Origin of the sequence: Stutzerimonas stutzeri, from assembly GCF_009789555.1 — a bacterium.
GTDB lineage: Bacteria > Pseudomonadota > Gammaproteobacteria > Pseudomonadales > Pseudomonadaceae > Stutzerimonas > Stutzerimonas stutzeri_R.
On record NZ_CP046902.1, the window covers coordinates 3,811,987 to 3,835,396 of the forward strand.

Below are 23,410 nucleotides of genomic sequence, written 5' to 3' on the forward strand. Positions count from 1 at the left end.
TCAGATCACGATCAGGTCGGCTTGTAACGCGCCGGCCTGCTTGAGCGCTTCGAGGATGGCCATCAGGTCGCTGGGCGCGGCGCCCACCTGATTCACCGCTCGCACGATCTCATCCAGCGTGGTGCCCGGGCCGAACTTGAACATCGGCTTGGCTTCCTGCTCCGCCTTGACCCGCGAGTTGGGTACGACCACCGTCTGGCCGTCGGACAGCGGATTTGGCTGGCTGACCTGCGGGTCTTCTGAAATGGTCACCGTCAGGCTGCCATGGGTGACGGCAGCCGGCTGTACACGCACGTTCTGGCCGATCACGATGGTGCCGGTCCGCGAGTTGATGATCACCTTGGCGACCGCCTGGCCCACGTCGACTTCGAGGTTTTCCAGGATCGACAGGTAATCGACGCGCTGGCTCGGGTCCAGCGGCGCGGTGATGCTGATCGAGCCACCGTCCAACGCCTGGGCGACGCCTGGACCGAGCAGCTCGTTGATGTGATCGACGATGTTCTTGGCGGTGGTGAAGTCCGGTCGATTGAGGTTCATCGTCAGGGTCGTGCCCTGGTTGAACGCGCTCGGCACCGGCCGCTCGACAGTCGCCCCGTTCGGAATCCGGCCCGCCGATGGAATGTTGACGGTGATTCGCGACCCGTCCGCCCCGCCAGCGTCGAATCCACCCACCACCAAGTTGCCCTGGGCGATCGCATAGACGTTGCCGTCGATCCCCTTGAGCGGCGCCATCAGCAGGCTGCCGCCACGCAGGCTTTTCGCGTTACCGATCGAGGAGACGGTGATGTCGATGGTCTGGCCGGGCTTGGCGAACGGCGGCAGTTCAGCGTGAATCGAAACCGCCGCGACGTTCTTCAACTGCACGTTGCCACCCGCCGGCACCTTGATGCCGAACTGGGCCATCATGTTGTTGAAGGTCTGCACGGTGAACGGCGTCTGGGTGGTCTGGTCGCCGCTGCCATTGAGCCCCACCACCAGCCCGTAGCCGATCAACTGGTTGCTACGGACCCCCTGGATGGTGGCGATGTCCTTGAGCCGCTCGGCATGCGCCGGAAAGGCTGCCAGGCAGAGCACGGCAATCATGATCGAGTTGAACAGTTTCATTGCCTGCACCTTAGAACGGCCACAACGGGCTGATGAAGAAACGGTCCAACCACCCCGGCTGGCTGGCGTCGGCGAAGGCGCCGGTGCCTGAGTATGTGATGCGGGCGTCAGCGATACGGGTCGAGGGAACCGTGTTATCGGTGGCGATATCGTCCGAACGCACCAGTCCGGCAATGCGCACCAGCTCATCGCCGGTATTGAGCGTCATCCACTTCTCACCACGCACAGCCAGAATGCCGTTCGGCAGTACATCAGACACGGTGACGGTGATCGAACCGGACAGGCTGTTGCTCTGCCCCGCCTGGCCGGAACCGGCGGTATCGCGTGACGCGTCGTACTCGGCGCCCAGGCTCATGCTGTTGCCGGTCAGCGGATTGGCCATCGACACAGCCCCGCCGAACAAGGACCCCAATCCGATGTTGGCGCTACTGTCCTTGGAAATCTTCGAATTGGAATTCTTGCTCGCCTGCGTCCTTTCGTTGAGCGTGATGGTGATGATGTCGCCGACGCGATAGGCCTTCCGGTCATCGTAGAGATTGGTCTCGAAACCCGCCTGGTAGATCGCACCGTTATTCTGCGCGGCCGGCAACGGCGTGCGTGGCAACACCGGCGCGTAGTAGGGATCGTTGGGCTTGGGCGCAGGCGCCACGCAGCCAACCAGGATCACCGCGGGGATCAGTGCAAGGACGTTCAGCAAGCGACGCATATTCACCTCAATCCAGCCGCTTCACTTACAGCTGCTGGGTAACGAAGGACAGCATCTGGTCGGCCGTGGAGATGACTTTCGAGTTCATCTCGTAGGCGCGCTGGGTGGTGATCATGTTCACCAGCTCCTCGACCACGCTGACGTTGGAGTTTTCCAGGGTGTTCTGCAGCACCGTGCCCAGTCCGTTCAGGCCGGGTGTACTGACCTGCGGCGCACCGCTCGCGGCGGTTTCCAGGAACAGGTTGCTGCCCATCGCCTGAAGGCCCGCCGGGTTGACGAAGTCCGCGGTCTGCAGGTTGCCGATAATCTGCGGCGCGGGATTGCCGAGCGTGGTCACCGATACGGTGCCATCTTCGCCGACAGTAAAGGTCTGGGTTTCCGGCGGCACGACGATGGCCGGCTCCAGCGCGTAGCCATTGGAGGTCACGATCTGGCCGTCAGCGTTCAGATGGAAACTGCCGTCCCGGGAATAGGAAACGGTGCCATCGGGCAGCAGAACCTGAAAGAACCCGCGGCCGTTGATTGCCATGTCGAGCGGCTGCTCGGTGGTCTGCAGGCTGCCGGCGGTGAACTGCTTCTGCGTTCCGACGATACGCACACCGGTACCCAGCTGTAGCCCGGAAGGCAACTCGCTGTCCTGAGTGGATTGGCCGCCCGGCTGCCGGCGGATCTGGTAAAGCAGATCCTGGAATTCGGCACGGTCCTTCTTGAAGCCCGTGGTGGATACGTTGGCCAGGTTGTTCGAAATGGTCGTCAGGTTCATGTCCTGGGCGGACAAACCGGTCTTACTTACCCACAGTGCTGGAAGCATGTTCTTCTCCTCGTACGCCGGTATTCGGGCGCGACGCGTTGTTTACTAGCTGATCTGCAAGACTCGGGCCGCAGCGGCACCGTCTTCTTCGGCGGTGCGCATCATTTTCACGTGCAGTTCGAACTGCCGGGACAAGGCCAGCATCGAGGTCATCTCGGCCACCGCATTGACGTTACTCGCCTCGAGAAAGCCCGACGTCACACGCACGGCGGCATCGGCTTCGACGGGCTGACCGTCTTTCATCCGGATAAGCCCGTCCGTGCCTTTCTCGAGCTGCTTCGGATCAGGGTTGACCAGCTTGAGCCGGTCGACCGTCACCACCACGTTGGGGCCTTCGCCAAGCGCACGGATGCTGATCGACCCGTCGGCACCGATCTCGACCTTCTCTTCTGGCGGCACGGCAATCGGCCCGGCATTGCCGAGCACCGGCAAGCCGTCGCCGGTGCGGAGCATGCCGAGGGTGTCGATATTGAGGCTGCCGGTTCGCGCATAGGCCTCGCTGCCATCCGGCGCTTGCACCGCGATCCAGCCGTCACCCTCGACGGCCACGTCCAGGTCACGCCCGGTCTCCTGTAGCGTGCCGGCGCTGAAATCGGTGCCGGGGCGCTCCGTCATGGCGTAGACGCGCGCCGGAAAACTGTCGCCGAAGACCTGCATCGATCGCGCCTGCTCGAAGTCGCGTCGAAAGCCGGTGGTCGAGATATTCGCCAGATTGTTGGCATGGGCCTGCTGGGCACGAGCGTTCTGGCTCGCCCCGGTCATGGCCACGTAGAGCATCTTGTCCATCGAACCTCCGAGACACGGGAATTGACGCTTACTGTTCTATTGCAGCTAGCTAGCAATGCGTGTGCCAAGGCGGCAAACCCTGATCAACCTGTTGATTTATAAGAAATAAACAAAACAAAAAAAGGCCCCGAAGGGCCTTCTGAATATCGAAGCGGCAGATTCCCGCCGTCGGCGGTGCCGCCGCGATCAACGCAGATTGATGATCGTCTGGGTGATCGCGCTTTCGGTTTCGATGGTCTTTGCGTTGGCCTGGTAGTTACGCTGCGCCACGATCAGATTGACCAACTGGTCCGACAGCTCGACGTTGGAATCCTCGAGCGCGCCGGCCTGCAACGAACCCAGCGTGCCGCTGCCCGGTGGGTTACGCACCGGCTCGCCCGAGTCGAAGGACTGCACCCATTGGGTCTTGCCGACCGGCGTCAAGCCCTGGACGTTGGCGAAATTGGCCAGGATGATCTGGCCCTGCACCTTGGACTGGCCGTTGGTGTAGCGAGCGAAGATTTCACCGGTCTCGCTGATCTCAAGACCTGCCAGCTCGCCAGTGGTGTAGCCGTCCTGGCTGACGCTATTGACTGCGAACGCGCTGGCGTACTGGGTCGAGCCGCGCATGTCGAGCGTCATGTTCAAGCCACCTGCCGGCGCTGCATTGTTCAGCGACCAGGTACCGTCGCTGTTCTGCATCGCAGGCTGCCAGCCGGCAATCGCCATGCTGCCGCCGGCGGGCGTCAGCAGACTTCCCGATGGGCTGAACTCGAGCGTGATCGAGCTTGGCGAGGTGCCGTTCACAGGGTCCGTAGGTGTCTGCGGATTCCGGCCGTCGATGAGGACGTTCATCTGCCAGGTGTTGGAAGTGGGCGACTTCACGAAGTACTGGGTCATGACGTGGGCGTTACCCTGCTCGTCATAGATGTTGGTAGATGTCGACGAGTTATAGCTCAGCGGATCGGCAGGATCGAACGGTGTATTGACCGGCTGCGTGTTGGTCGAATTGAGGTTGAATCCCTGCGTGACGCTGGTCGTCGCCCTCGGCTCCTGACTGGCGGTCTGGATCTTCAGATTGCTGACCTGACCGGTCTGGATATTGCCGTTGCCATCGACGGAATATCCCTGAAGGTTATAGCCGAAGTTGTCGACCAGGTTACCTTCCTTGTCCGTGCCGAAATAACCGGCACGGGTATAGCTCAAGGCACCATTGTTGCTGACCTGGAAGAAGCCGTTGCCATTGATCGCCAGGTCGAGCGCGTTTTGCGTGTAGTTGATGTTGCCCTGGTTGAACTGCTGCGACACGTTGGCCAGCAGGACACCACTGCCCTGGGGGTTCTTGCCCGTACCCAGCACAGAGGAAGCATAGACATCGGCGAATTCCGCACGCGACTGCTTGAAGCCTGCGGTGCCCGCGTTGGCGATGTTGTTACCTGTTACGTTGAGGTCTTTGCTGGCGGCACGCATGCCGCTGAGGCCGATATTGAACGACATCAATTGCTCCTGTTACCGGACGCGCCGGTAGTTACTGACCGATGACCTGGACCTGTGACAGCCCGATGCTGCCGATGCCGGCCAGGTTGAGCATCAGCTCCCCGCCGTTCTGTCCGAGCGTGACGCTGTCTACGTTGGCGGGCAGCAGGGTATACAGACCCTTGGTCTCGCCTTGGTAGGTGGCTTGTGCTTCGAATCGGTAGGTTCCCGGCGGCAGGGTCTTGCCGCTCGAGTCCTTGCCGTCCCACATGAACGAAACGTTGCCGGCTTCCTGCGGGCCCATGTTGATTCGGTTCACCACAGTGCCAGCGCTGTCGTAGACATTGACCGCGACGTTACTGCTCGAGGTGGGCAGTACCAGGCTGGCCTTGAACGTCTCGCTGGTGTCGACCACGGCCTTGTCCGTCGGCACGATCACCTTGCGACCGACCAGCGACGACGCCTGCAACGCCTGGGACGACTGATACCCCGACAGGATGGTTTCCATGCTCGAGTTCAGCTTCTCGACCCCCTCGACCGTGCTGAACTGGGCCAGCTGGGCAATGAATTCGCCGTTTTCCTGGGGCTCCAGCGGGTTCTGGTTGTTCAATTGAGTCACCAGCAACTCGAGGAACTCGTTCTTGCCGAGATCGTTGCTTTTTACTTCCCGATCCCGAACCTGATATTGGTCGAGTACCGAACCGGTACCGCCGACGCCGCCTGTTGTGCTCATGGCAATCTCTCGTAAGGGTTACTGGCCCAGGGTCAATACTTTCTGCAACATGGTCTTGGCCGTGTTCATCAGCTCGGCGTTGGTCTGGAACGAGCGGCTGGCCGAGATCATGTCAGCCATCTCCTCCACCACGTTGACGTTCGGGTAATAGACGTAGCCTTCGGCATTGGCAGCCGGGTGATTGGGCTCGTAGCGGGCCTGAAGCTCACTCTGATCCTCCACCACGCCAAGCACCTGAACGCCCGCGCCGGCCTGGTCCTGCTCGGCGAACAGGGATGAGTTCGGCGTGCCATTGGCCTGCTGCAGAACAGTGGCGAAAACCGGATGACGCGCACGGTAGGTCTGATCGACGCTGGAAGAGACCGTCTCGGCGTTGGCGATATTGCTCGAGATGGTGTTCAGGCGAGTGCTCTGGGCACTCATGCCGCTGCCGGCAATGTTGAATACGCTGCTAAGAGACATGAGTTGCGCTCCTTTTATTCGCCGCGCAGGGCGCTCATGAGCCCCCTGAACTTACTGTTGAGCAAGGTGAAGCTTGCCTGGAAATCGATGGCGTTTTCGGCATAGGCGGCTTGTTCGACCTGCGCATCGACCGTGTTCTGGTCCAGCGATGCATGCGCGGGCGTGCGGAAGCGCAATCCCGGGTCGGCGATTTCCATGCCTTGGACGGCAATGTGCTTGCTACTGGTGACCGCAACGCCGAACCCGTCCTCGGGCTGGCCCTTCTGGGCCGCGAGAACGGCACCGAACTCCAGATCACGCGCCTTGTAGTTAGGCGTATCGGCGTTGGCGATGTTGTTGGCCAACACCTCGGCACGCTGGGCGCGAAACCCGAGCGCTTTCTCGTGGATACCCAGTGCCTTATCGAAACTGATGCTCATGATCTGGCCCTCTGCCGGATACAAGTCTGCTTGGCAAACTATGAGCAAAGGCCGTGCCAGTTACATAAGTCGTTGATTAATAAGGACTTTCTAAAGGACAACCAAGTGGCAAGTGTCAAAAGCGGCAAGGCTTTTCCAGCCTGTTGCCGCTTATTCTCGCCTGAGCGACAGATTTCTGCCGCTACCGCATGCGCGCCTGGACGCGTTATTTGGCTTTATAGATGATGCCTGGGCTGCACTGGATCATCTGGTACAGCTCGGGAAGGCCGTTCAACGCCTCGGAAGCGCCCAGAAACAGGTAACCGCCTGGCTTGAGGGTGGCATGGATGCGCTTGAGGATGTCCTTTTTCACGTCGGCCGAGAAATAGATCAGGACGTTGCGGCAGAACACCACATCGAATTTTCCAAGCACTGCGTAGCTGTCGAGCAAGTTCTGGACGCGGAACTCGACGCGGCTTCGAATGGCCGGCTTGACCACCCAGCGCCCGGGCGTCTTGACATCGAAGTAGCGTTGCAGGCGCTCGCCGGACAGGCCGCGCGCAATGGCGAGGCTGTCGTACTCGGCCGCCTTGGAAGCCGCCAGCATCGTCCCGGACAACTCGGTCGCCACGATCTGCACCGCAGTTTTCGGCTGGCCAGGGCTGCTGCGTTCGTACTCATCGACTGTCATCGATAGCGAGTAAGGCTCCTGGCCCGAAGAACAGGCTGCCGACCAGATACGCAAGCGTTGCCCCGGCGCGTTTTTGAGCAGCTCCGGCAGAATGCGTGTCCTGAGCACCTCGAACGGATAACTGTCGCGAAACCACAGCGTCTCGTTGGTCGTCATCGCATCCACGACCTGCTCACGCAGGCCACTGCGCGGCTGGGCCTGGATCTTCCTGACCAAATCGCCAAGGCTCTTGAGCCCCTGCTGCTCCATCAGCTTGTTCAGCCGGCTGGACACCAGATACTGCTTGTTGCCGCCTAGCAGGATGCCGCAGGTCTTCTCGAGGAATATTCGGAACTGATCAAAATCCGGATCACCTGACACTAATAATGCCCACCAGTCTTATTGGAGAGGACCACGCCTCAATTTCCATCCGTTGCCCGGATTCGTTCTATCACTCGGTTGGCCAGATCGTCCGCCTGGAACTTGGCGAGAAAATCATCGGCGCCGACCCGCTTGACCATTCCCTGGTTGAACACGCCTGAAAGCGAAGTATGCAGCAGAACGTGCAGGTCGCGCATGGCAGGGTCCTGACGGACCTCGGTGGTCAGGGTATATCCATCCATCTCTGGCATCTCGATGTCGGAAATCATCATCACGAACTCGTCGGAGGGTTTCTTGCCTTCGGCCACCAGCTTTCGCAAGTAGGTCAGCGCCTGGCGGCCATCGTTCTGCGCGACCACCTCGATTCCCAGGTTCTGTAGACAACGAATAATCTGCTTTCGCGCAACGGAGGAATCATCGACGATAAGCACCCGACTGGACGACGCTTTACTGCTGGTTGCTTCGTCCGAGATGCGGACCGAAAGCAGCTCGGACACCGGCGCGACTTCGGCCAGCACCTTTTCGACGTCGATGATCTCGACCATCTGACCATCCACATGGGTTACAGCCGTCAGATAATGGTCGTGTCCGACACCCTTGGGTGGCGGCAGGATCGCCTCCCAGTTCATGTTGACGATCCGCTCCACCGAGCGCACGAGAAACCCCAGCACCTTGGTGTTGTATTCGACAATGATGGCAAAACTGTTAGACAGATCCTGCAGCGCCGGCTTTCCGGTAGCCAGAGACAGATCAAGGATCGAAAGCGTGCTGCCGCGTATGTTCGCAACGCCGCGAACAACCGGGCTGGACCGAGGCATGACGGTCAGCCGAGGGCATTGCAACACCTCTTTGACCTTGAACACATTGATGCCATAAAGCTGTTTGTCATCGAGCCGGAATAACAGCAACTCCAGACGATTCTGCCCGACCAGCTGAGTGCGCTGGTTAACCGAATCCAATACACCGGCCATGCCAGTTTCCTCTTGCTTGCGAAATGGGCGTTCAGATGCCACATCGCTCCGATTCGGCACGTCACTTGCTTGTGACATGCCATGAGCGAACACATGACTTTTTTCCGGCGTCCTTGCAGCACGCTGTGCCACGCAATCCTGTTAACGGTGCTATGCGGGCTGAGCCCGTTTGCTGATTCGGCAAGCGTGACACGGCCTGAACAGCTTATCGACGCGACCCGCAGTTTTCTTGAGCGTGAAGTGACCGACTATTTGCAGCGTAGCCAAATTCAGGCGCGCCACGAAATCGAGATCAACAGACTCGATCCACGGCTGCGTCTGGCGCACTGCAATCGTCCCTTGACCACGAAACTGGAAAGCCCCGCCCAACCGGTTGGTCGCGCGACCGTACGGGTCAGTTGTGAAGGTGCTTCGCCCTGGTCCGTTTTCGTTCCCGCCCAGGTCCACCTGTATCGCGCGGTGGTTGTCGCACGGCGTCCGCTTGCGCGTGAAAGCATTGTCCAGATAGATGATGTCACCCTGGCCGAGCGCGACGTCAGCCTGCTGACCCAGGGCTATCTGACCGCGTTCGATCAGGTGGTGGGCAACAAGGTCACCCGCAGCGCCCTCCCCGATCAGGTGCTCGCCCCTGGTTATGTGTCTGCCGCCGAGATCGTGCGCAAGGGCGACCAGGTCATAATCAGCGCGAACAATTCGACGATAAATGTGAGAATGCCGGGCGAAGCCCTGTCAGACGGCGCACTCAATAGTCAGATCCGGGTCCGGAACCTGCGTTCCGGGCGAACGATCAAGGCACGCGTCGTCGGGCCTGGGCAGGTGGAAGTCGCTATGTAGGCAAGGATTTCACTCCTTGCCACATTCAACCGTCAAAAAAAGCTAAAGTTTTGTGCAGCGTTGCCGAAAAGCAGGCAAGCGTCCTGACTTATTCGAGGTTTCGATCATGGCTATCGATTTCAATCGGCCCAACAGTGCCGTCAATCCACCCAGCGGTGGACGCAGTAACGGTGTCCAGAACACCGAGCGCCCGGCCCCCCAGCAGGTGCCCGCTGATGAAGTGAAGCGCACCAGCAACGCATCGGTGTCCGGTGAGAGCGTTCAGCTGAGCCCGGAAGCGCAGCGTCTTCAGCAAACCACGGAAAAGCTGGGTCAGCAGCCCGAGGTGGATGAGGCACGTGTCGCTCGGATCAAGCAGGCCATTGCCGATGGCAGCTATCAGGTCGACAACCAGCGAGTAGCGTCGAAGCTGCTAACGTTCGAAAGCCAGCGTTGAACCCTCGGCAGCCGGCGTAGCCAGGCGTCATCGCGTTAGAGGTCACCATGCAAGATACAGAATTGCTCCAGCAGCTCGTTGACGATATCGGCTCCGCCCGGACGCTTCTTGAGTTGACCAATGCCGAATACCAGGCACTGGCCGAACGTGACCTTGCAAAACTGGAACAACTGCTTACGCAGAAGCAGGCGCAGCTAGCGCTGCTCAGCCAACATGGCACGCTGCGCAGCCGGGCGCTCGCCGGGGCGGGGCTCAGAGCCGACAGGTCCGGCCTGTCCGCCTTCGCCGCAGGATCGCCATTGGCCAGCGAAATTCTCGACCAGGCACAGCAACTCGACGACCTGCTTGACGCCTGCCGAACCGCCAACGAGCGCAACGGCAAGATGATCCGCGCCAATCAGCACGTCGTCGGAAGCATGTTGCAGGTCTTGCAGGGCGGCAATCAGACGCCTGATCTCTACGACCGTCGGGGCGCCGCCGCCAGAAGCGCGAACCATCGCCCGCTGAGCCAGGCCTGAAACAGACACAGCCACGTCAAGGCAAAGTGCTATCATGGCACGGACGTTGTTAAATGCCGGAGAGCAGAGCTAAGTGTCCAATCCCTTCGCCGACAATGAAGGTCCCCAGCCACCTCAACTACTGAAAACCGCCGTTGAGGTCCATGCGAACCTGCGACTCCTGCTGGACAGCCACACGCCCCTGCTGGTCCGTTTCGCCGAACGTAACCAGCGATACCAGACCTATCTGGTCGAGATAAATCGCGAAAAGGGCTGGATTGCGCTGGACGAGCTGATACCCAGCGACGGCGAGCGCATGATGGCCTCGGGAGAACCCTTCCAGATCGAGGGCTCCTACGAGGGCGTGCGCATCGCCTGGGACAACGATCACCCTGTACACCCCAGCGAGCTGGCGGGCGCTCCCTGCTACTGGGCCGCCCTCCCCGTGCAGATCCTTTACCATCAACGGCGCAACGCCTATCGCGCCCCGCTGAGTGGGCAACCTATTGCGGTCGAGCTGAGCGGCAGGTCGATCAAGCGGCCGCTGGCCGGCAAAGTACTGGACATGTCCGCCACTGGCTGCAAATTGAGCTTCCCAGGCAACGTGCAAAGCGGCCTGCAAGCGGGCCAAGTCTATGAACAACTCTGCGCCAAACTTCCCTTCGGCACCATCACGACCGCAGCCGAGCTGCGCCATGTGATCTTCGATGAAAAGCTCGATATGACGTTCTGCGGGATGCGTTTCCATCGCGTCAGTGGGCTGACGCAGCGGCAGATCGAACGGTTCGTCTATCAGCTTCAGCGCGAAGCACGACGGGATCAGGCAAACGATCGCTTCAGCTGAGACCCACGCTGCATCAGGACGGCCCTCGTATCGAGCATCAGCAAGCCCAACGCCACACCGGCCGGGTAGCGCTGCGTTGCGCGCCCTTCACGCCCGGTGGCGTCTGGTGCGGGACGCGGGGCATTCGGAAACTGGCGTCCCAGGCGAGGTTCGAACTCACAACCTTCCCCTTAGGAGGGGGATGCTCTATCCAATTGAGCTACTGGGACGCATGAGGCGGCAGCATGTTAGCGAGACCTGACCCATTTGTCATGCCCGCCGCACCCTCCACCCCAATTGCGACGAATGCGCGCCACGACCTGTGAACTTGCGACCCGCAAAGCCCGCATTGCAATCTGCACGGCCTCGTTTTGCAGCATCATGCAAAGCGCATGACCCACTTACGGGGACGCAACATAAGCCATTGAAATATATAGGTTTTTTTAATCGAAATACTGGCACGCCGAATGCTTAAGTCTCCTGACCATCCCATGCGAAGGAGACGCCGATGCTACGCCCAGCCTACTTGTTCAGCACTGCGGTCCTCGCCGCCGTTGCCTCGATCCAGCTACAGGGTATGACGCCGGCCGTGGATCATTCACCTGCGGTATCGAAACAGCCTCACACCGTGACCGTGCCAAGACCCTCAACTTCGGCGCAGACCATCAGTAACACAGTCAGCAAACCCACACAGCCTCAGCGCTGGGTCTTTTAAAGACCCCCACGTGCGCCCATGGGTTCTATCGGAGGTACAAAATGTCTATTTACGCTTGTGTGTTCCTGGTGCTGAGCGTTGCGTGTGGTGGCCTGAGCATCGGCGCCAACCTTCCTGAAATCTGGAGTACCGTCGCCGCCGCGGGCGCGCTGCTGTTCGGCACGCTGTTCGTGATATGCCTGGTGCTTGGGCGGCGAATCAAGTTCGATCCGATACTCAGATAGCGGACCTTTCCGGGCAGAAGATCAGCGCTAGATCACAGTAAAGGCGATTTGCCACCACCTGGACCTTTACTCCTCTTCATGTCGTCGTATAATTGACGTCATTAAGCCGTCTAGTATCTTTTTTTCGGGTCGCGGAACAGCCTGTGCTGTTTGGTGTCAGACCGGTGACTAGAACGGCAATAAGCCACCATCGCCCACCTGACTAACCGGTTTACTATGCGCCCAATGAAGCAGGCAGTTTACTCCAGCCGCACGGCTGACAAATTCGTGGTTCGGCTACCAGACGGAATGCGTGAGCGTATCGCCGAGGTTGCGCGCAATCATCATCGCAGCATGAACTCGGAGATCATCGCCCGTCTGGAGCAAAGCCTTCTTCAGGAAGGCGCGCTCGATGACGACTCGACGATGCGCCTGGACAGCCCCGAACTGACGCTTCACGAGCGCGAACTGCTCCAGCGCTTTCGCCAGCTCGCCCATCGCCAGCAGAACGCGCTGATCGCCTTGATCGCTCAAGATACCGAAGCGGCAAAAGACGAAGACTGACCCTCGACGGCAGCCTGCGCTCCGATCCAACGCCTCGACACTGTCGGGGCGTTTGTCGTTTGCCGGCGTTGTCCCAGGCGGCTCCAGCGCGCCATGCACGTTGCAAGCGGGACCGGCTGCCCGGTGTGTTCTCCAATGCAAAAAAATGCCTGTATCTCATCGATACAGGCATTGGTCGTCAGTGACAATCAGCGAAGCGTGTCTCGCCTCGACTGATCTAGCCCACGAAACTCAGCAGTATCCCCGCAGCGACCGCCGAGCCAATCACCCCCGCTACGTTCGGCCCCATCGCGTGCATCAGCAGGAAGTTCTGCGGATTCGCCTCCAGGCCGACCTTGTTCGACACCCGCGCGGCCATCGGCACCGCCGATACGCCAGCCGAGCCAATCAGCGGATTGATCTTGTTGGCGCTGAACATGTTCATCACCTTGGCCATCAATACACCGGCAGCGGTACCGCCGCAGAACGCGACCATTCCCAGCAGAAGGATCCCAAGCGTTTTCAGCTGCAGGAAGGCCTCAGCGGACAGCTTGGAGCCCACCGTCAGCCCCAAGGCGATCGTCACGATGTTGATCAGCGCATTGCGAGAGGTATCGGCCAGGCGATCGACCACGCCGCACTCACGCAACAGGTTGCCAAAGGCAAACATGCCCACCAGCGGAGCAGCGTCAGGCAACAACAAGCCCACCAGCAATGCCAGCATGAGCGGAAAGACTATCTTTTCCGCCTGACCGACGTGGCGCAACTGCGTCATGACGATGGCGCGCTCTTCCTTTGTCGTCAGCGCGCGCATGATGGGTGGCTGGATCAACGGAACAAGCGCCATGTACGAGTAAGCCGCGACGGCGATCGGCCCCAGCAGATGCGGCGCGAGCTTCGCGGTGACGAAGATCGACGTCGGGCCGTCGGCGCCCCCGATGATGGCGATCGAAGCCGCTTCGCGCAGGGTGAACTCCATACCCGGCATGCCCACCGCCGCCAGGGCCAGGGCGCCGAGCAATGTAGCGAAGATGCCGAACTGCGCCGCCGCGCCCAGTAACAGTGTCTTGGGGTTGGCCAGCATCGGACCGAAGTCCGTCATGGCACCCACACCCATGAAGATCAGCAACGGGAATACGCTGGTCGGCAGGCCAACTTCGTAGAACAGATGGAGGATGCCGGCCCCTTCGCCCATGTTGGCGACCGGAATGTTGGCGAGCAGGCCACCAAAACCGATGGGGATCAACAGCAGGGGTTCGAATCCCTTGCGAATCGCCAGATAGATCAACCCCAGGCACACCACGATCATCAACAACTGACCGGGCTCCAGGTGATACAAGCCGGTGCTTTGCCACAGCTTGAGCAACTTATCCATGCGACACTCCTTAAGCGATGGTCAGCAGGCTGTCGCCCACCGACACCGCGTCGCCGACCTTGACGTTCACACCGGAGACGGTGCCGGCCTTGAATGCACGGATTTCGGTTTCCATCTTCATGGCTTCGAGGATGATCACAAGATCGCCTTCCTGAACCGACTGACCGGGCTGCACCAGTACTTTGAAGATGTTGCCAGCCAGGGGCGCAGGCTGCGGCTCACCAGAGCCGGCGGCCGGTGCGTGAGCCTCGGCAGGCGCTGCGCCTGGTGCGCCGCCGATCGGCTTGAGGCCCGCGATATCGCCACCTTCATTGACCTGGACCACGAAGGACTTGCCATTGACCTCGACGGTGTAGACTTCGGCACCGCCTGGCTCGCGAGGCGCCTGCTCCTTGCCCGTCGGCATCGGCTCGAAGGCGCCGGCGTTGCCACGGTTTTCGAGGAACTTCAGGCCGATCTGCGGAAACAATGCATAGGTCAGGACGTCGTCGATCTCGTCGCTGGCCAGCTTGATGCCTTTCTCCTGCGCCAGACCTCTGAGTTCAGTGGTCAGCTTGTCCATCTCCGGCTGCAGCAGGTCGGCAGGCCGACAGGTGATCACCTCGGCCCCATCGAGCACGCGCTGTTGCAATTCGGCATTGAAGGGTGCAGGTGCGGCACCATACTCGCCCTTCAGGATTCCGGCGGTTTCCTTGGTGATGGATTTGTAACGTTCGCCGGTGAGCACGTTGATGACCGCCTGGGTGCCGACGATCTGAGAGGTCGGAGTCACCAGCGGGATGAAGCCGAGGTCCTCGCGCACGCGGGGGATTTCCGCCAGCACCTGGTCGAACTTGTCGAGGGCGCCCTGTTCCTTCAACTGCCCTTCCATGTTGGTCAGCATGCCACCCGGCACCTGAGCCACGAGAATGCGCGAGTCGACGCCCTTGAGCGTTCCCTCGAATTTTGCGTACTTCTTGCGTACCTCGCGGAAGTACGCCGCGATCTCTTCCAACAACTCCAGATCCAGGCCCGTGTCGCGCTCGGTGCCCTGGAAGATCGCCACCACCGACTCGGTCGGCGAATGCCCGTAAGTCATCGAGAGCGAAGAAATGGCGGTATCGACGTTATCGATGCCGGCCTCGACGGCTTTGAGAATCGCGGCGGTCGACAGGCCGGCCGTCGCGTGGCACTGCATATGGATTGGAATGGACAGGCTCGCCTTCAAGCGCGACACCAACTCGAACGCCGTATAAGGCGTGAGGATACCGGCCATGTCCTTGATGGCGACCGAGTCGGCCCCCATGTCTTCGATCTGCTTGGCCAGATCGACCCACATCTGCAACGTATGGACCGGGCTGGTGGTATAGGAAATGGTGCCCTGGGCATGCTTGCCTTGCTGCTTGACGGCTCGCAGCGCGGTTGCCAGGTTACGCGGATCGTTCATTGCGTCGAACACGCGGAACACATCGACCCCGTTGACCGCCGCCCGCTCGACGAACTTCTCCACCACGTCGTCGGCATAATGCCGATAGCCCAGGAGGTTCTGACCCCGCAGCAGCATCTGCTGACGGGTATTGGGCATCGCCTTTTTCAGTTCCCGGATGCGCTCCCAGGGGTCTTCGCCGAGATAGCGGATGCAGGCATCGAAGGTTGCGCCGCCCCAGGACTCGACCGACCAGAAGCCCACCTGGTCGAGCTTGCCGGCAATCGGCAGCATGTCTTCAAGGCGAACGCGGGTCGCGAGAATGGATTGGTGGGCATCACGTAGCACCACGTCGGTGATGCCGAGCGGCTGTTTGACAGAAGTCATGAGGGAAACTCCCAGTTCTGAATCAACCGCGACGTGCGCGGTGCTGATGAATGGCGGCCTGGATGGCTGCGAGAAGGTCGGCGTCCACCTCGGGCGCGGCCACGGCCGACCTGGCGGGGACCGGCTGGGCTGTCGGCGCGGTGTCGAAGCGGCCGATCACGGAAGACATCAGGCGAATGCAGACAATCAACAAAACAAGGAAGATGAAGACAGAACCTAGGCCGAACAGCATAAGTTCCACACCTTCGAGCAGGAGTTCGCTGGGGGTCATCGGGTTTCCCTTTCAATCAGCGGCTCGGGCCGCCTGTTATTCGCTTCGGGTTCGAGGCTTCGCCAGAGCGAAACCCGCGAACAGTAGCCCGAATAACAGGCGCAAGGCAAACGCCAAGTCGCCGCAGTTGGAAGGGATTAGAGCAGAAAAAGAGTCGCCAACCCGAGAAAAATGAAGAAACCGCCGCTGTCGGTCACAGCGGTGATCATGACGCTGGAACCCAGGGCCGGGTCCCGCCCCATGCGCGCCAGCGTCACGGGGATAAGCACGCCCATCAAGGCCGCCAGCAGCAGATTGAGGGTCATCGCAGCGGTCATCACCACACCCAGCGACCAGCTGCCGTACAGCCAATAGACGACGATGCCGATCACTCCGCCCCATATCAGACCATTCAGCATGCCGACGCCTGCTTCCTTGCGCAGCAGGCGGGCGCTGTTACCCGTGCCCATCTGGTCCAGCGCCATCGCCCGAACGATCATGGTGATGGTCTGATTACCCGAATTACCACCGATACCGGCGACGATCGGCATCAACGCGGCCAACGCGACCAGCTTCTCGATGGAGCCATCGAAAAGACCGATGACGCGAGAGGCTATGAATGCCGTGATCAGATTGACCGCCAGCCAGGCCCAACGGTTGCGCAGCGACTTCCAGACTGACGCGAAGATATCTTCTTCTTCGCGCAGACCCGCCATGTTGAGCACTTCGCTTTCGCTTTCCTCGCGGATCAGGTCGACCATTTCGTCAATGGTCAGACGCCCGATGAGCTTGCCGCTTTTATCCACCACCGGCGTGGATACCAGGTCGTAGCGCTCGAATGCCTGAGCCGCCTCGTAGGCGTCTTCGTCAGGATGAAAGGTCACCGGATCGCTGGCCATCACCTCGGACACCTGCCGATCCGGATCATTGACCAGCAAGCGCTTGATCGGCAGGACGCCCTTGAGCACCCCGTCATAATCGACGACGAAGAGTTTGTCAGTGTGTCCGGGCAACTCTTTCAGGCGCCGCAGGTAACGCAGAACCACTTCGAGACTCACGTCCTCGCGGATCGTGACCATCTCGAAGTCCATCAAGGCACCGACCTGATCCTCCTCGTAGGACAGCGCTGAACGCACCCGCTCGCGCTGTTGTGCATCCAGGGTTTCCATCAGCTCGTGCACGACGTCGCGGGGCAGCTCGGCGGCCAGATCCGCCAGCTCGTCGGCGTCCATTTCCTTGGCTGCCGCGAGCAGTTCGTGATCATCCATGTCAGCGATCAGGGTCTCGCGGACGGCGTCGGAAACCTCGAGCAGGATGTCACCGTCGCGGTCCGACTTGACCAGTTGCCAGACCGTCAGACGATCATCGAGCGGCAACGCTTCGAGAATGTGAGCGATATCGGCCGGGTGCAACGCCTCCAGTTTGCGCTGCAACTCGACGAGGTTCTGGCGATGCACCAGATTCTCGACGACAGCCTGATGCTGTCCGTCCTGGCTCTGACGATGCGCCAGGTCTTCGACGATTTTGTGGCGATGAAGCAGCTCGACGACTTGCGCCAGACGATCCTGGAGGCTTTCTTGCGGCTTTTTTGCTTCTACTTCGGTCATGGCGCACTCCACCCCCAGCGGTCGGAGCGCACCAGGGGATCAATCATTCGAAACGTGATTGGCAAGCGAAAGTTCTGTACGACTACTGGGCGAATCCATGAAAGGAATCCAGGAGCCCGAAGGGGCGGACCGCGCGATAATACACCGCAACCCTAACGCCAGACCATGAAATGCAGGCAATACAACCGCTTGCGCCTCTGCCCCCGAGAGGGCCGCGTGCTATCAGTGTCGACGCATTCACGTTGCGGGAAGGCACGGCTGCGGCCCAATAAATTATTGGTTAGGCTGGTCTTCAATCGTCAAGGAGGACGACCATGCGCAAACCATTGGCTGCAGGCTGCTGCGCCCTGCTTCTTGCCAGCACTTCGCTACTCGCCGCAAACGTCTACCGCTGTACGGACGAAAACGGCAATCTCACCTTCACCCGACAAGGCTGCCCTGCGGATCAGGCCGTCCGGGTCCAGCAAGTTCGCAACCCGACGCCAGGTTCAGGCAAAGCCGTTCCCCTGGCCAAGCCTGACACGCGACGCCAGGGCTCCAGCGAACCGAGCGTCAAGCCCTTGACCGTCGTGGGCGAACCGGACGATGGGTGCGGCAACCGCATCACCGGTAGCGTCAGGCGCAATGCGATGATCAGTCAGCAAATCCGGGCGGGCATGAGCCGCGACGACATCGAAAGCATCTTCGGCACCCCAGACACCGTCACCACTCGCGATGGACAGGTTCAGTATCGCTACACGCGCGACAAGGGCAACACGCGCACCATCAGCTTCGACGAACACGGCTGCGTCCGGGGAAAGCGCTGACCCGTAGAACGAAAAAAGGGCCTGCATCGCTGCAGGCCCTTTTCGATTTGGTGCACTCAGGAGGATTCGAACCTCCGACCGCTCGGTTCGTAGCCGAGTACTCTATCCAGCTGAGCTATGAGTGCAAAGGCGCTTGTTAAACCAGATCACCGCTGGTTACCGCTACGAACCACATTTCTGTCGTTCGTTTAAATGGTGCACTCAGGAGGATTCGAACCTCCGACCGCTCGGTTCGTAGCCGAGTACTCTATCCAGCTGAGCTATGAGTGCACTGAGGGTGCGCATTATAAGTTTGTGAATGTGTTGGTCAAGCGCTTTGATTCAATGATTTTTCACTAAAACTCAACGCTAAAACAGACCCACAACCTAACCATGCAAAATGGCGGAGAGGGGGGGATTCGAACCCCCGACACCCTTTTGAGATGTACTCCCTTAGCAGGGGAGCGCCTTCGGCCACTCGGCCACCTCTCCGCAACACGGGGCGCATGATACCCATCTTCGCCCCGCTTGCAAAGCCAAAAATCACATAAATATTAATGGCTTGGTTCTTGATCTTTTTCTTTCTGGATCCGCTGATAAATCTCCTCGCGATGCACCGCTACCTCCTTAGGTGCATTCACTCCTATACGCACTTGATTTCCTTTGACACCCAGCACGGTGACAGTCACATCGTCACCCACCATCAGGGTCTCTCCGACCCGGCGAGTCAGAATCAGCATTCCTTTCTCCTTAAAAACGGATTCATTTCAGTAAACAGTCTGCAAAGATAAAAACGGATAATGTTCCGTGAAACATCGACCCTAGAGCCTTTCACCAGCTATTGACCAGTGAGAGCGACTCTAAAGTTCCTTTTAGCCCGCCGAAATCGACGGAAGGTGCGAATTAGTCGCAATTCTGCCGGGTCACTCACCCTTACCGGCAGGCGCATCCAGTTCGAACGCGGTGTGCAGGGCCCGCACCGCCAGCTCGAGGTATTTCTCCTCGATCACCACCGAAACCTTGATCTCAGAGGTCGAGATCATCTGGATGTTTATATTTTCCTTCGCCAGCGCTTCGAACATTCGGCTGGCGACACCTGCGTGCGAGCGCATGCCAACGCCGACGATCGATACCTTGGCGATGTCGACGTCACCGATGACCTCGCGAGCGCCCATGTCTCGAGCGATGCTTTCGAGTACCTGCAAGGCGTTATGGTAGTCGTTCCGGTGAACCGTGAAGGTAAAATCAGTGGTGTTATCGTGCGCGACGTTCTGCACGATCATGTCGACCTCGACGTTAGCGGCACTGATCGGGCCGAGAATCTTGAAGGCCACCCCGGGCGTATCCGGCACACCACGAATGGTCAGCTTGGCTTCGTCACGATTGAAAGCGATGCCGGAAATGATGGGCTGTTCCATGGATTCCTCTTCGTCAAGGGTAATGAGGGTTCCAGGACCCTCCTGAAAACTGTGCAACACGCGCAACGGCACGCTGTATTTGCCGGCGAACTCCACGGCGCGGATCTGCAATACCTTCGAACCGAGGCTCGCCATCTCGAGCATTTCCTCGAAGGTGATCTTGTCGAGGCGCTGCGCCTTGGCCACGACGCGCGGATCGGTCGTGTAGACACCGTCGACATCGGTGTAGATCTGGCACTCGTCCGCCTTCAGCGCAGCGGCCAGTGCCACACCGGTGGTATCCGAGCCGCCACGCCCGAGCGTGGTGATGTTGCCGTCTTCGTCCACACCCTGGAATCCGGCCACCACAACGACACGGCCGGCCTTGAGCTCCTTGTGGATGTGCTGCGAATCGATCTGGAGGATGCGCGCCTTGGTATGAGCGCTGTCGGTCAGGATACGAACCTGGCTGCCGGTGTAGGACACCGCCGGTACGCCAATCTTGATCAGCGCCATGGCCAGCAGGGCGATGGTGACCTGCTCACCGGTCGACACCATGACGTCCAGCTCGCGCGCCACGGGCTGCTCGCTGATCTGTTTGGCCAGATCGATCAGACGATTGGTTTCACCGCTCATGGCCGAAACCACGACGACGATATCGTCGCCCTTGTCCCGGAATTTCTTGACCTTCGCCGCCACCTGCTCGATGCGCTCGACGGAGCCCACCGAGGTACCTCCAAACTTCTGTACGATCAAAGCCATTTCATAGCCGCCTAAGCCCGTCATGGGCGCTCATTAAACATACTACCCAAGCACCACGAACCGCAGCCTGCCCGGCTCGCGATCGATCATCGAAACGCCTGCGCCTGCCCTGCACCGAACGGTCCGCTGCCGCACTCGTTACGCGCCCTGCTCGACAAACGCCTGAGCCAGGGCCAGCGCCTCATCGAGTCGGCCCGCATCGCTCCCGCCGCCTTGCGCCATGTCCGGGCGACCGCCGCCCTTGCCGCCAACAGCCGCTGCGGCTTGCTTCATCAGGTCACCCGCCTTCAGGCGAGCGGTGAGGTCCTGCGTCACACCGGCCACCAGCACGACCTTATCGTCCTGCACGCCGCCGAGCAGGATCACGCCACTGCCGAGCTTGTTCTTCAACTGATCGACCAGCGCCAGCAATGCCTTGCCATCGAGGCCATCTACACGAGCCGCCAGCGTTTTCACGCCCTTGACATCGACAGCGGAGCCTGCGAGATCGTTGCCGGTAGCACTGGCGGCCTTGGCCTTGAGCTGCTCGAGTTCCTTTTCCAGCTGGCGGTTGCGCTCAAGCATCGCGCCCAGCTTGTCCAGCAGGTTTTCGCGACTGCCCTTGACCAACGCTGCCGCTTCTTTCAATTGCTCCTCGGCGCCATTGAGATAGGCCAGTGCCTGTTCGCCGGTAACCGCCTCGATACGACGCACCCCGGCCGCCACGCCACCTTCGCTGATGATCTTGAACAGACCGATATCACCGGTACGCTTGACGTGAGTACCGCCACAAAGCTCGACCGAGAAGCCGCCGCCCATGGTCAGTACCCGTACCTGGTCACCGTATTTCTCACCGAACAAGGCCATGGCGCCTTTGCTCTTGGCGGTCTCGATATCGGTTTCCTCGATTTCCACCGGCGAATTGCCGCGAATCTCGGCGTTGACCTTGTCTTCCAGCGCTTTCAGTTGCTCAGGCTTGATCGCCTCGAAGTGACTGAAATCGAAGCGTAGCCGCTGACTGTCGACCAGCGAACCTTTCTGGCTGACGTGCTCACCGAGAATCTGCCGCAACGCCGCGTGCAACAGGTGCGTCGCCGAATGATTCAACGCAGTGGCCTGACGAACCGAAGCATCGACGGTGGCGTCGACCGTCGCCCCCACCTTCAGGCTGCCGCTGTCGAGGATACCGTGGTGCAGGAACGCCCCGCCCGCCTTGCTGGTGTCGCGAACGTCGAAGCGCGTCCCTTCCGAGGACAGGTAGCCGCAATCGCCGATCTGCCCGCCGGATTCGGCATAGAACGGCGTTTCGTCGAGCACGACCACGCCCTCCTCGCCAGCCGACAGGCTCTGCACCGCCATGCCCTCCTTGAACAACGCCAGCACCTTGCCGCTGCCCGAGGTGCCGAGGTAGCCGGTAAAGCGCGTCTCGCCCTCGACCTTGACCAGGCTGTTGTAATCCATACCGAAGGCGCTGGCCGAACGCGCACGCTCTCGCTGGGCCTCCATTTCGCGCTCGAAGCCCTCTTCATCCAGCGTCAGCTCGCGCTCACGCGCGATGTCACCCGTGAGGTCGACGGGGAAGCCGTAGGTGTCGTAGAGCTTGAAGATCACGTCACCGGGAATGACGCCGCCTTTCAGCTCGGCCAGATCCTGCTCGAGAATCTTCAGGCCCTGCTCGAGCGTCTTGGCGAACTGCTCTTCTTCCGTCTTGAGCACGCGCTCGATATGCGCCTGCTGCGTTTTCAACTCGCTGAACGCATCGCCCATTTCCGCGACCAGCGCCGCGACGATCCTGTGGAAGAAGCTGCCTTTCGCGCCCAGCTTGTTGCCGTGGCGACAGGCGCGACGGATGATGCGCCGCAGCACATAACCGCGGCCCTCGTTCGATGGCGTCACGCCGTCGGCAATCAGGAAGCCGCAGGACCGGATGTGGTCGGCAACGACCTTCAGCGAAGCTTGACCTTCGTTATTGCAGCCAATGGCCTGAGCGGACGCATCGAGCAGGCTCTGGAACAGGTCGATCTCATAGTTCGAGTTCACGTGCTGCAGGACGGCACTGATACGTTCCAGTCCCATGCCGGTGTCCACGCTGGGCGCTGGCAAGGGATGCATGACACCGTCGGCCGTTCGGTTGAACTGCATGAAGACGTTGTTCCAGATCTCGATGTAGCGGTCGCCGTCTTCCTCCGGCGAGCCAGGCGGGCCGCCCCAGATATGCTCACCGTGATCGAAGAAGATTTCGGTACACGGCCCGCAGGGACCGGTATCGCCCATTGCCCAGAAATTATCCGAGGCGTAAGGCGCGCCCTTGTTGTCACCGATGCGCACCATGCGCTCGGCCGGCACGCCCACTTCCTTGGTCCAGAGGTCGTAGGCCTCATCGTCGGTGGCGTAGACGGTGACCCAGAGCTTGTCCTTGGGCAGGTTCAGCCATTTTTCGGACGTCAGGAATTCCCAGGCATAGTGGATGGCGTCGCGCTTGAAATAGTCGCCGAAGCTGAAGTTGCCGAGCATCTCGAAGAAAGTGTGGTGCCGCGCGGTGTAGCCGACGTTTTCCAGATCGTTGTGCTTGCCGCCGGCACGGACGCATTTCTGACTGGTCGTGGCGCGGGTATAAGCGCGCTTTTCCAGGCCCAGGAAGCAGTCCTTGAACTGGTTCATGCCGGCATTGGTGAACAACAGCGTCGGGTCGTTCGCCGGGATCAGCGAACTGGAGGCCACACGGGTGTGACCCTTCTCTTCGAAGAAGCGGAGGAAGGCTTCACGGATTTCTGCGCTTTTCATAGATTTCTTCCAGAAGACAGCGGCCGAACGGCTGCAAAACGACACGGCGAGGCGGCACCGGGCGCCGGTTCGCAACTATCCAAACGGATAGCCGGCAAAGGGCCGCATTATATCGGGCCCACGCCGCGCGCATAGAGGATAAATACGATTG

Annotated in this window: 24 protein-coding genes and 4 tRNA genes; 7 read left to right on the forward strand and 21 right to left on the reverse strand. The window is 60.2% G+C overall.

Annotated elements, in window-relative coordinates; all coding sequences use genetic code 11:
• From GQA94_RS17480 to GQA94_RS17525, 10 genes are all read right to left on the reverse strand, one after another.
• Entirely contained in the window at positions 1-1,104 is a 1,104-nt protein-coding gene (locus tag GQA94_RS17480; protein ID WP_158189204.1) for a flagellar basal body P-ring protein FlgI, read from the reverse strand.
• A 10-nt stretch (positions 1,105-1,114) separates the two neighbouring features.
• Positions 1,115-1,810 carry a flagellar basal body L-ring protein FlgH gene (gene flgH / locus GQA94_RS17485; protein WP_158189205.1) on the reverse strand — a complete coding sequence of 232 codons (696 nt, stop codon included), beginning with the start codon at positions 1,808-1,810 and terminating at the stop codon, positions 1,115-1,117.
• A gap of 25 nt (positions 1,811-1,835) precedes the next feature.
• Complete coding sequence (gene flgG, locus GQA94_RS17490) at positions 1,836-2,621, reverse strand: flagellar basal-body rod protein FlgG (RefSeq protein WP_025241209.1); 786 nt, start codon at positions 2,619-2,621, stop codon at positions 1,836-1,838.
• Positions 2,622-2,666: 45 nt separating this feature from the next.
• The gene (gene flgF / locus GQA94_RS17495) at positions 2,667-3,407 is read right to left on the reverse strand and encodes a flagellar basal-body rod protein FlgF (protein WP_158189206.1); all 741 of its coding nucleotides are present in this window, start codon (positions 3,405-3,407) and stop codon (positions 2,667-2,669) included.
• A gap of 186 nt (positions 3,408-3,593) precedes the next feature.
• A complete protein-coding gene (flgE, locus tag GQA94_RS17500; RefSeq protein WP_158189207.1) occupies positions 3,594-4,883 on the reverse strand; it encodes a flagellar hook protein FlgE in 1,290 nt (429 codons plus the stop codon).
• 31 nt (positions 4,884-4,914) lie between these two features.
• Entirely contained in the window at positions 4,915-5,595 is a 681-nt protein-coding gene (gene flgD / locus GQA94_RS17505) for a flagellar hook assembly protein FlgD (RefSeq protein WP_158189208.1), read from the reverse strand.
• An 18-nt stretch (positions 5,596-5,613) separates the two neighbouring features.
• Positions 5,614-6,057, reverse strand: a complete 444-nt coding sequence (flgC, locus tag GQA94_RS17510; RefSeq protein ID WP_158189209.1) for a flagellar basal body rod protein FlgC — start codon at positions 6,055-6,057, stop codon at positions 5,614-5,616.
• Positions 6,058-6,071: 14 nt separating this feature from the next.
• A complete protein-coding gene (flgB, locus tag GQA94_RS17515) occupies positions 6,072-6,476 on the reverse strand; it encodes a flagellar basal body rod protein FlgB (protein WP_158189210.1) in 405 nt (134 codons plus the stop codon).
• Positions 6,477-6,681: 205 nt separating this feature from the next.
• Positions 6,682-7,506, reverse strand: coding sequence for a protein-glutamate O-methyltransferase CheR (gene cheR, locus GQA94_RS17520; protein ID WP_158189211.1), 825 nt, complete (start codon positions 7,504-7,506; stop codon positions 6,682-6,684).
• A gap of 38 nt (positions 7,507-7,544) precedes the next feature.
• Complete coding sequence (locus tag GQA94_RS17525; RefSeq protein ID WP_158190156.1) at positions 7,545-8,477, reverse strand: chemotaxis protein CheV; 933 nt, start codon at positions 8,475-8,477, stop codon at positions 7,545-7,547.
• Between the two features lie 81 nt (positions 8,478-8,558).
• Between GQA94_RS17525 and flgA the strand changes: the two genes are divergently transcribed.
• The 4 genes from flgA to GQA94_RS17545 all read left to right on the forward strand — a co-directional run bounded on the left by flgA (position 8,559) and on the right by GQA94_RS17545 (position 11,088).
• Positions 8,559-9,311, forward strand: coding sequence for a flagellar basal body P-ring formation chaperone FlgA (gene flgA / locus GQA94_RS17530; protein ID WP_199270061.1), 753 nt, complete (start codon positions 8,559-8,561; stop codon positions 9,309-9,311).
• A gap of 106 nt (positions 9,312-9,417) precedes the next feature.
• Positions 9,418-9,747, forward strand: a complete 330-nt coding sequence (gene flgM / locus GQA94_RS17535) for a flagellar biosynthesis anti-sigma factor FlgM (RefSeq protein WP_158189212.1) — start codon at positions 9,418-9,420, stop codon at positions 9,745-9,747.
• Positions 9,748-9,794: 47 nt separating this feature from the next.
• Positions 9,795-10,265, forward strand: a complete 471-nt coding sequence (locus GQA94_RS17540; protein ID WP_158189213.1) for a flagellar protein FlgN — start codon at positions 9,795-9,797, stop codon at positions 10,263-10,265.
• 73 nt (positions 10,266-10,338) lie between these two features.
• Positions 10,339-11,088: a flagellar brake protein gene (locus GQA94_RS17545; protein WP_158189214.1), complete on the forward strand. Its 750-nt coding sequence runs from the start codon at positions 10,339-10,341 to the stop codon at positions 11,086-11,088.
• A 132-nt stretch (positions 11,089-11,220) separates the two neighbouring features.
• On the opposite strand, the gene GQA94_RS17550 is transcribed toward GQA94_RS17545, so the two are convergent.
• Positions 11,221-11,297: transfer RNA gene (locus tag GQA94_RS17550), tRNA-Arg, on the reverse strand.
• A 526-nt stretch (positions 11,298-11,823) separates the two neighbouring features.
• Between GQA94_RS17550 and GQA94_RS17555 the strand changes: the two genes are divergently transcribed.
• Both GQA94_RS17555 and GQA94_RS17560 read left to right on the forward strand, forming a co-directional pair.
• Positions 11,824-12,006 (forward strand): PA3371 family protein, encoded by a 183-nt coding sequence (locus tag GQA94_RS17555; RefSeq protein WP_158189215.1) that lies wholly within the window; start codon positions 11,824-11,826, stop codon positions 12,004-12,006.
• 216 nt (positions 12,007-12,222) lie between these two features.
• Positions 12,223-12,549 carry an Arc family DNA-binding protein gene (locus GQA94_RS17560; protein ID WP_158189216.1) on the forward strand — a complete coding sequence of 109 codons (327 nt, stop codon included), beginning with the start codon at positions 12,223-12,225 and terminating at the stop codon, positions 12,547-12,549.
• Positions 12,550-12,766: 217 nt separating this feature from the next.
• On the opposite strand, the gene GQA94_RS17565 is transcribed toward GQA94_RS17560, so the two are convergent.
• From GQA94_RS17565 to mgtE, 4 genes are all read right to left on the reverse strand, one after another.
• On the reverse strand, positions 12,767-13,903 hold the full coding sequence (locus GQA94_RS17565; RefSeq protein WP_158189217.1) for a sodium ion-translocating decarboxylase subunit beta: 1,137 nt from the start codon (positions 13,901-13,903) through the stop codon (positions 12,767-12,769).
• A gap of 10 nt (positions 13,904-13,913) precedes the next feature.
• A complete protein-coding gene (gene oadA / locus GQA94_RS17570; RefSeq protein WP_158189218.1) occupies positions 13,914-15,695 on the reverse strand; it encodes a sodium-extruding oxaloacetate decarboxylase subunit alpha in 1,782 nt (593 codons plus the stop codon).
• 22 nt (positions 15,696-15,717) lie between these two features.
• Positions 15,718-15,966 carry an OadG family protein gene (locus GQA94_RS17575; RefSeq protein WP_158189219.1) on the reverse strand — a complete coding sequence of 83 codons (249 nt, stop codon included), beginning with the start codon at positions 15,964-15,966 and terminating at the stop codon, positions 15,718-15,720.
• 137 nt (positions 15,967-16,103) lie between these two features.
• On the reverse strand, positions 16,104-17,552 hold the full coding sequence (mgtE, locus tag GQA94_RS17580; RefSeq protein ID WP_158189220.1) for a magnesium transporter: 1,449 nt from the start codon (positions 17,550-17,552) through the stop codon (positions 16,104-16,106).
• 314 nt (positions 17,553-17,866) lie between these two features.
• Between mgtE and GQA94_RS17585 the strand changes: the two genes are divergently transcribed.
• Positions 17,867-18,358 (forward strand): DUF4124 domain-containing protein, encoded by a 492-nt coding sequence (locus GQA94_RS17585; protein ID WP_158189221.1) that lies wholly within the window; start codon positions 17,867-17,869, stop codon positions 18,356-18,358.
• A 48-nt stretch (positions 18,359-18,406) separates the two neighbouring features.
• Here GQA94_RS17585 and GQA94_RS17590 read toward each other — a convergent pair.
• The 6 genes from GQA94_RS17590 to alaS all read right to left on the reverse strand — a co-directional run bounded on the left by GQA94_RS17590 (position 18,407) and on the right by alaS (position 23,259).
• Positions 18,407-18,483, reverse strand: a tRNA-Arg gene (locus tag GQA94_RS17590).
• Between the two features lie 68 nt (positions 18,484-18,551).
• Positions 18,552-18,628 (reverse strand) — tRNA-Arg (locus tag GQA94_RS17595).
• A gap of 110 nt (positions 18,629-18,738) precedes the next feature.
• A tRNA-Ser gene (locus GQA94_RS17600) sits at positions 18,739-18,829 on the reverse strand.
• A 62-nt stretch (positions 18,830-18,891) separates the two neighbouring features.
• Positions 18,892-19,077, reverse strand: a complete 186-nt coding sequence (gene csrA, locus GQA94_RS17605) for a carbon storage regulator CsrA (RefSeq protein WP_003283978.1) — start codon at positions 19,075-19,077, stop codon at positions 18,892-18,894.
• A gap of 183 nt (positions 19,078-19,260) precedes the next feature.
• A complete protein-coding gene (locus tag GQA94_RS17610; RefSeq protein ID WP_158189222.1) occupies positions 19,261-20,496 on the reverse strand; it encodes an aspartate kinase in 1,236 nt (411 codons plus the stop codon).
• Between the two features lie 138 nt (positions 20,497-20,634).
• The gene (alaS, locus tag GQA94_RS17615; protein WP_158189223.1) at positions 20,635-23,259 is read right to left on the reverse strand and encodes an alanine--tRNA ligase; all 2,625 of its coding nucleotides are present in this window, start codon (positions 23,257-23,259) and stop codon (positions 20,635-20,637) included.
• Positions 23,260-23,410 lie beyond the last annotated feature (151 nt).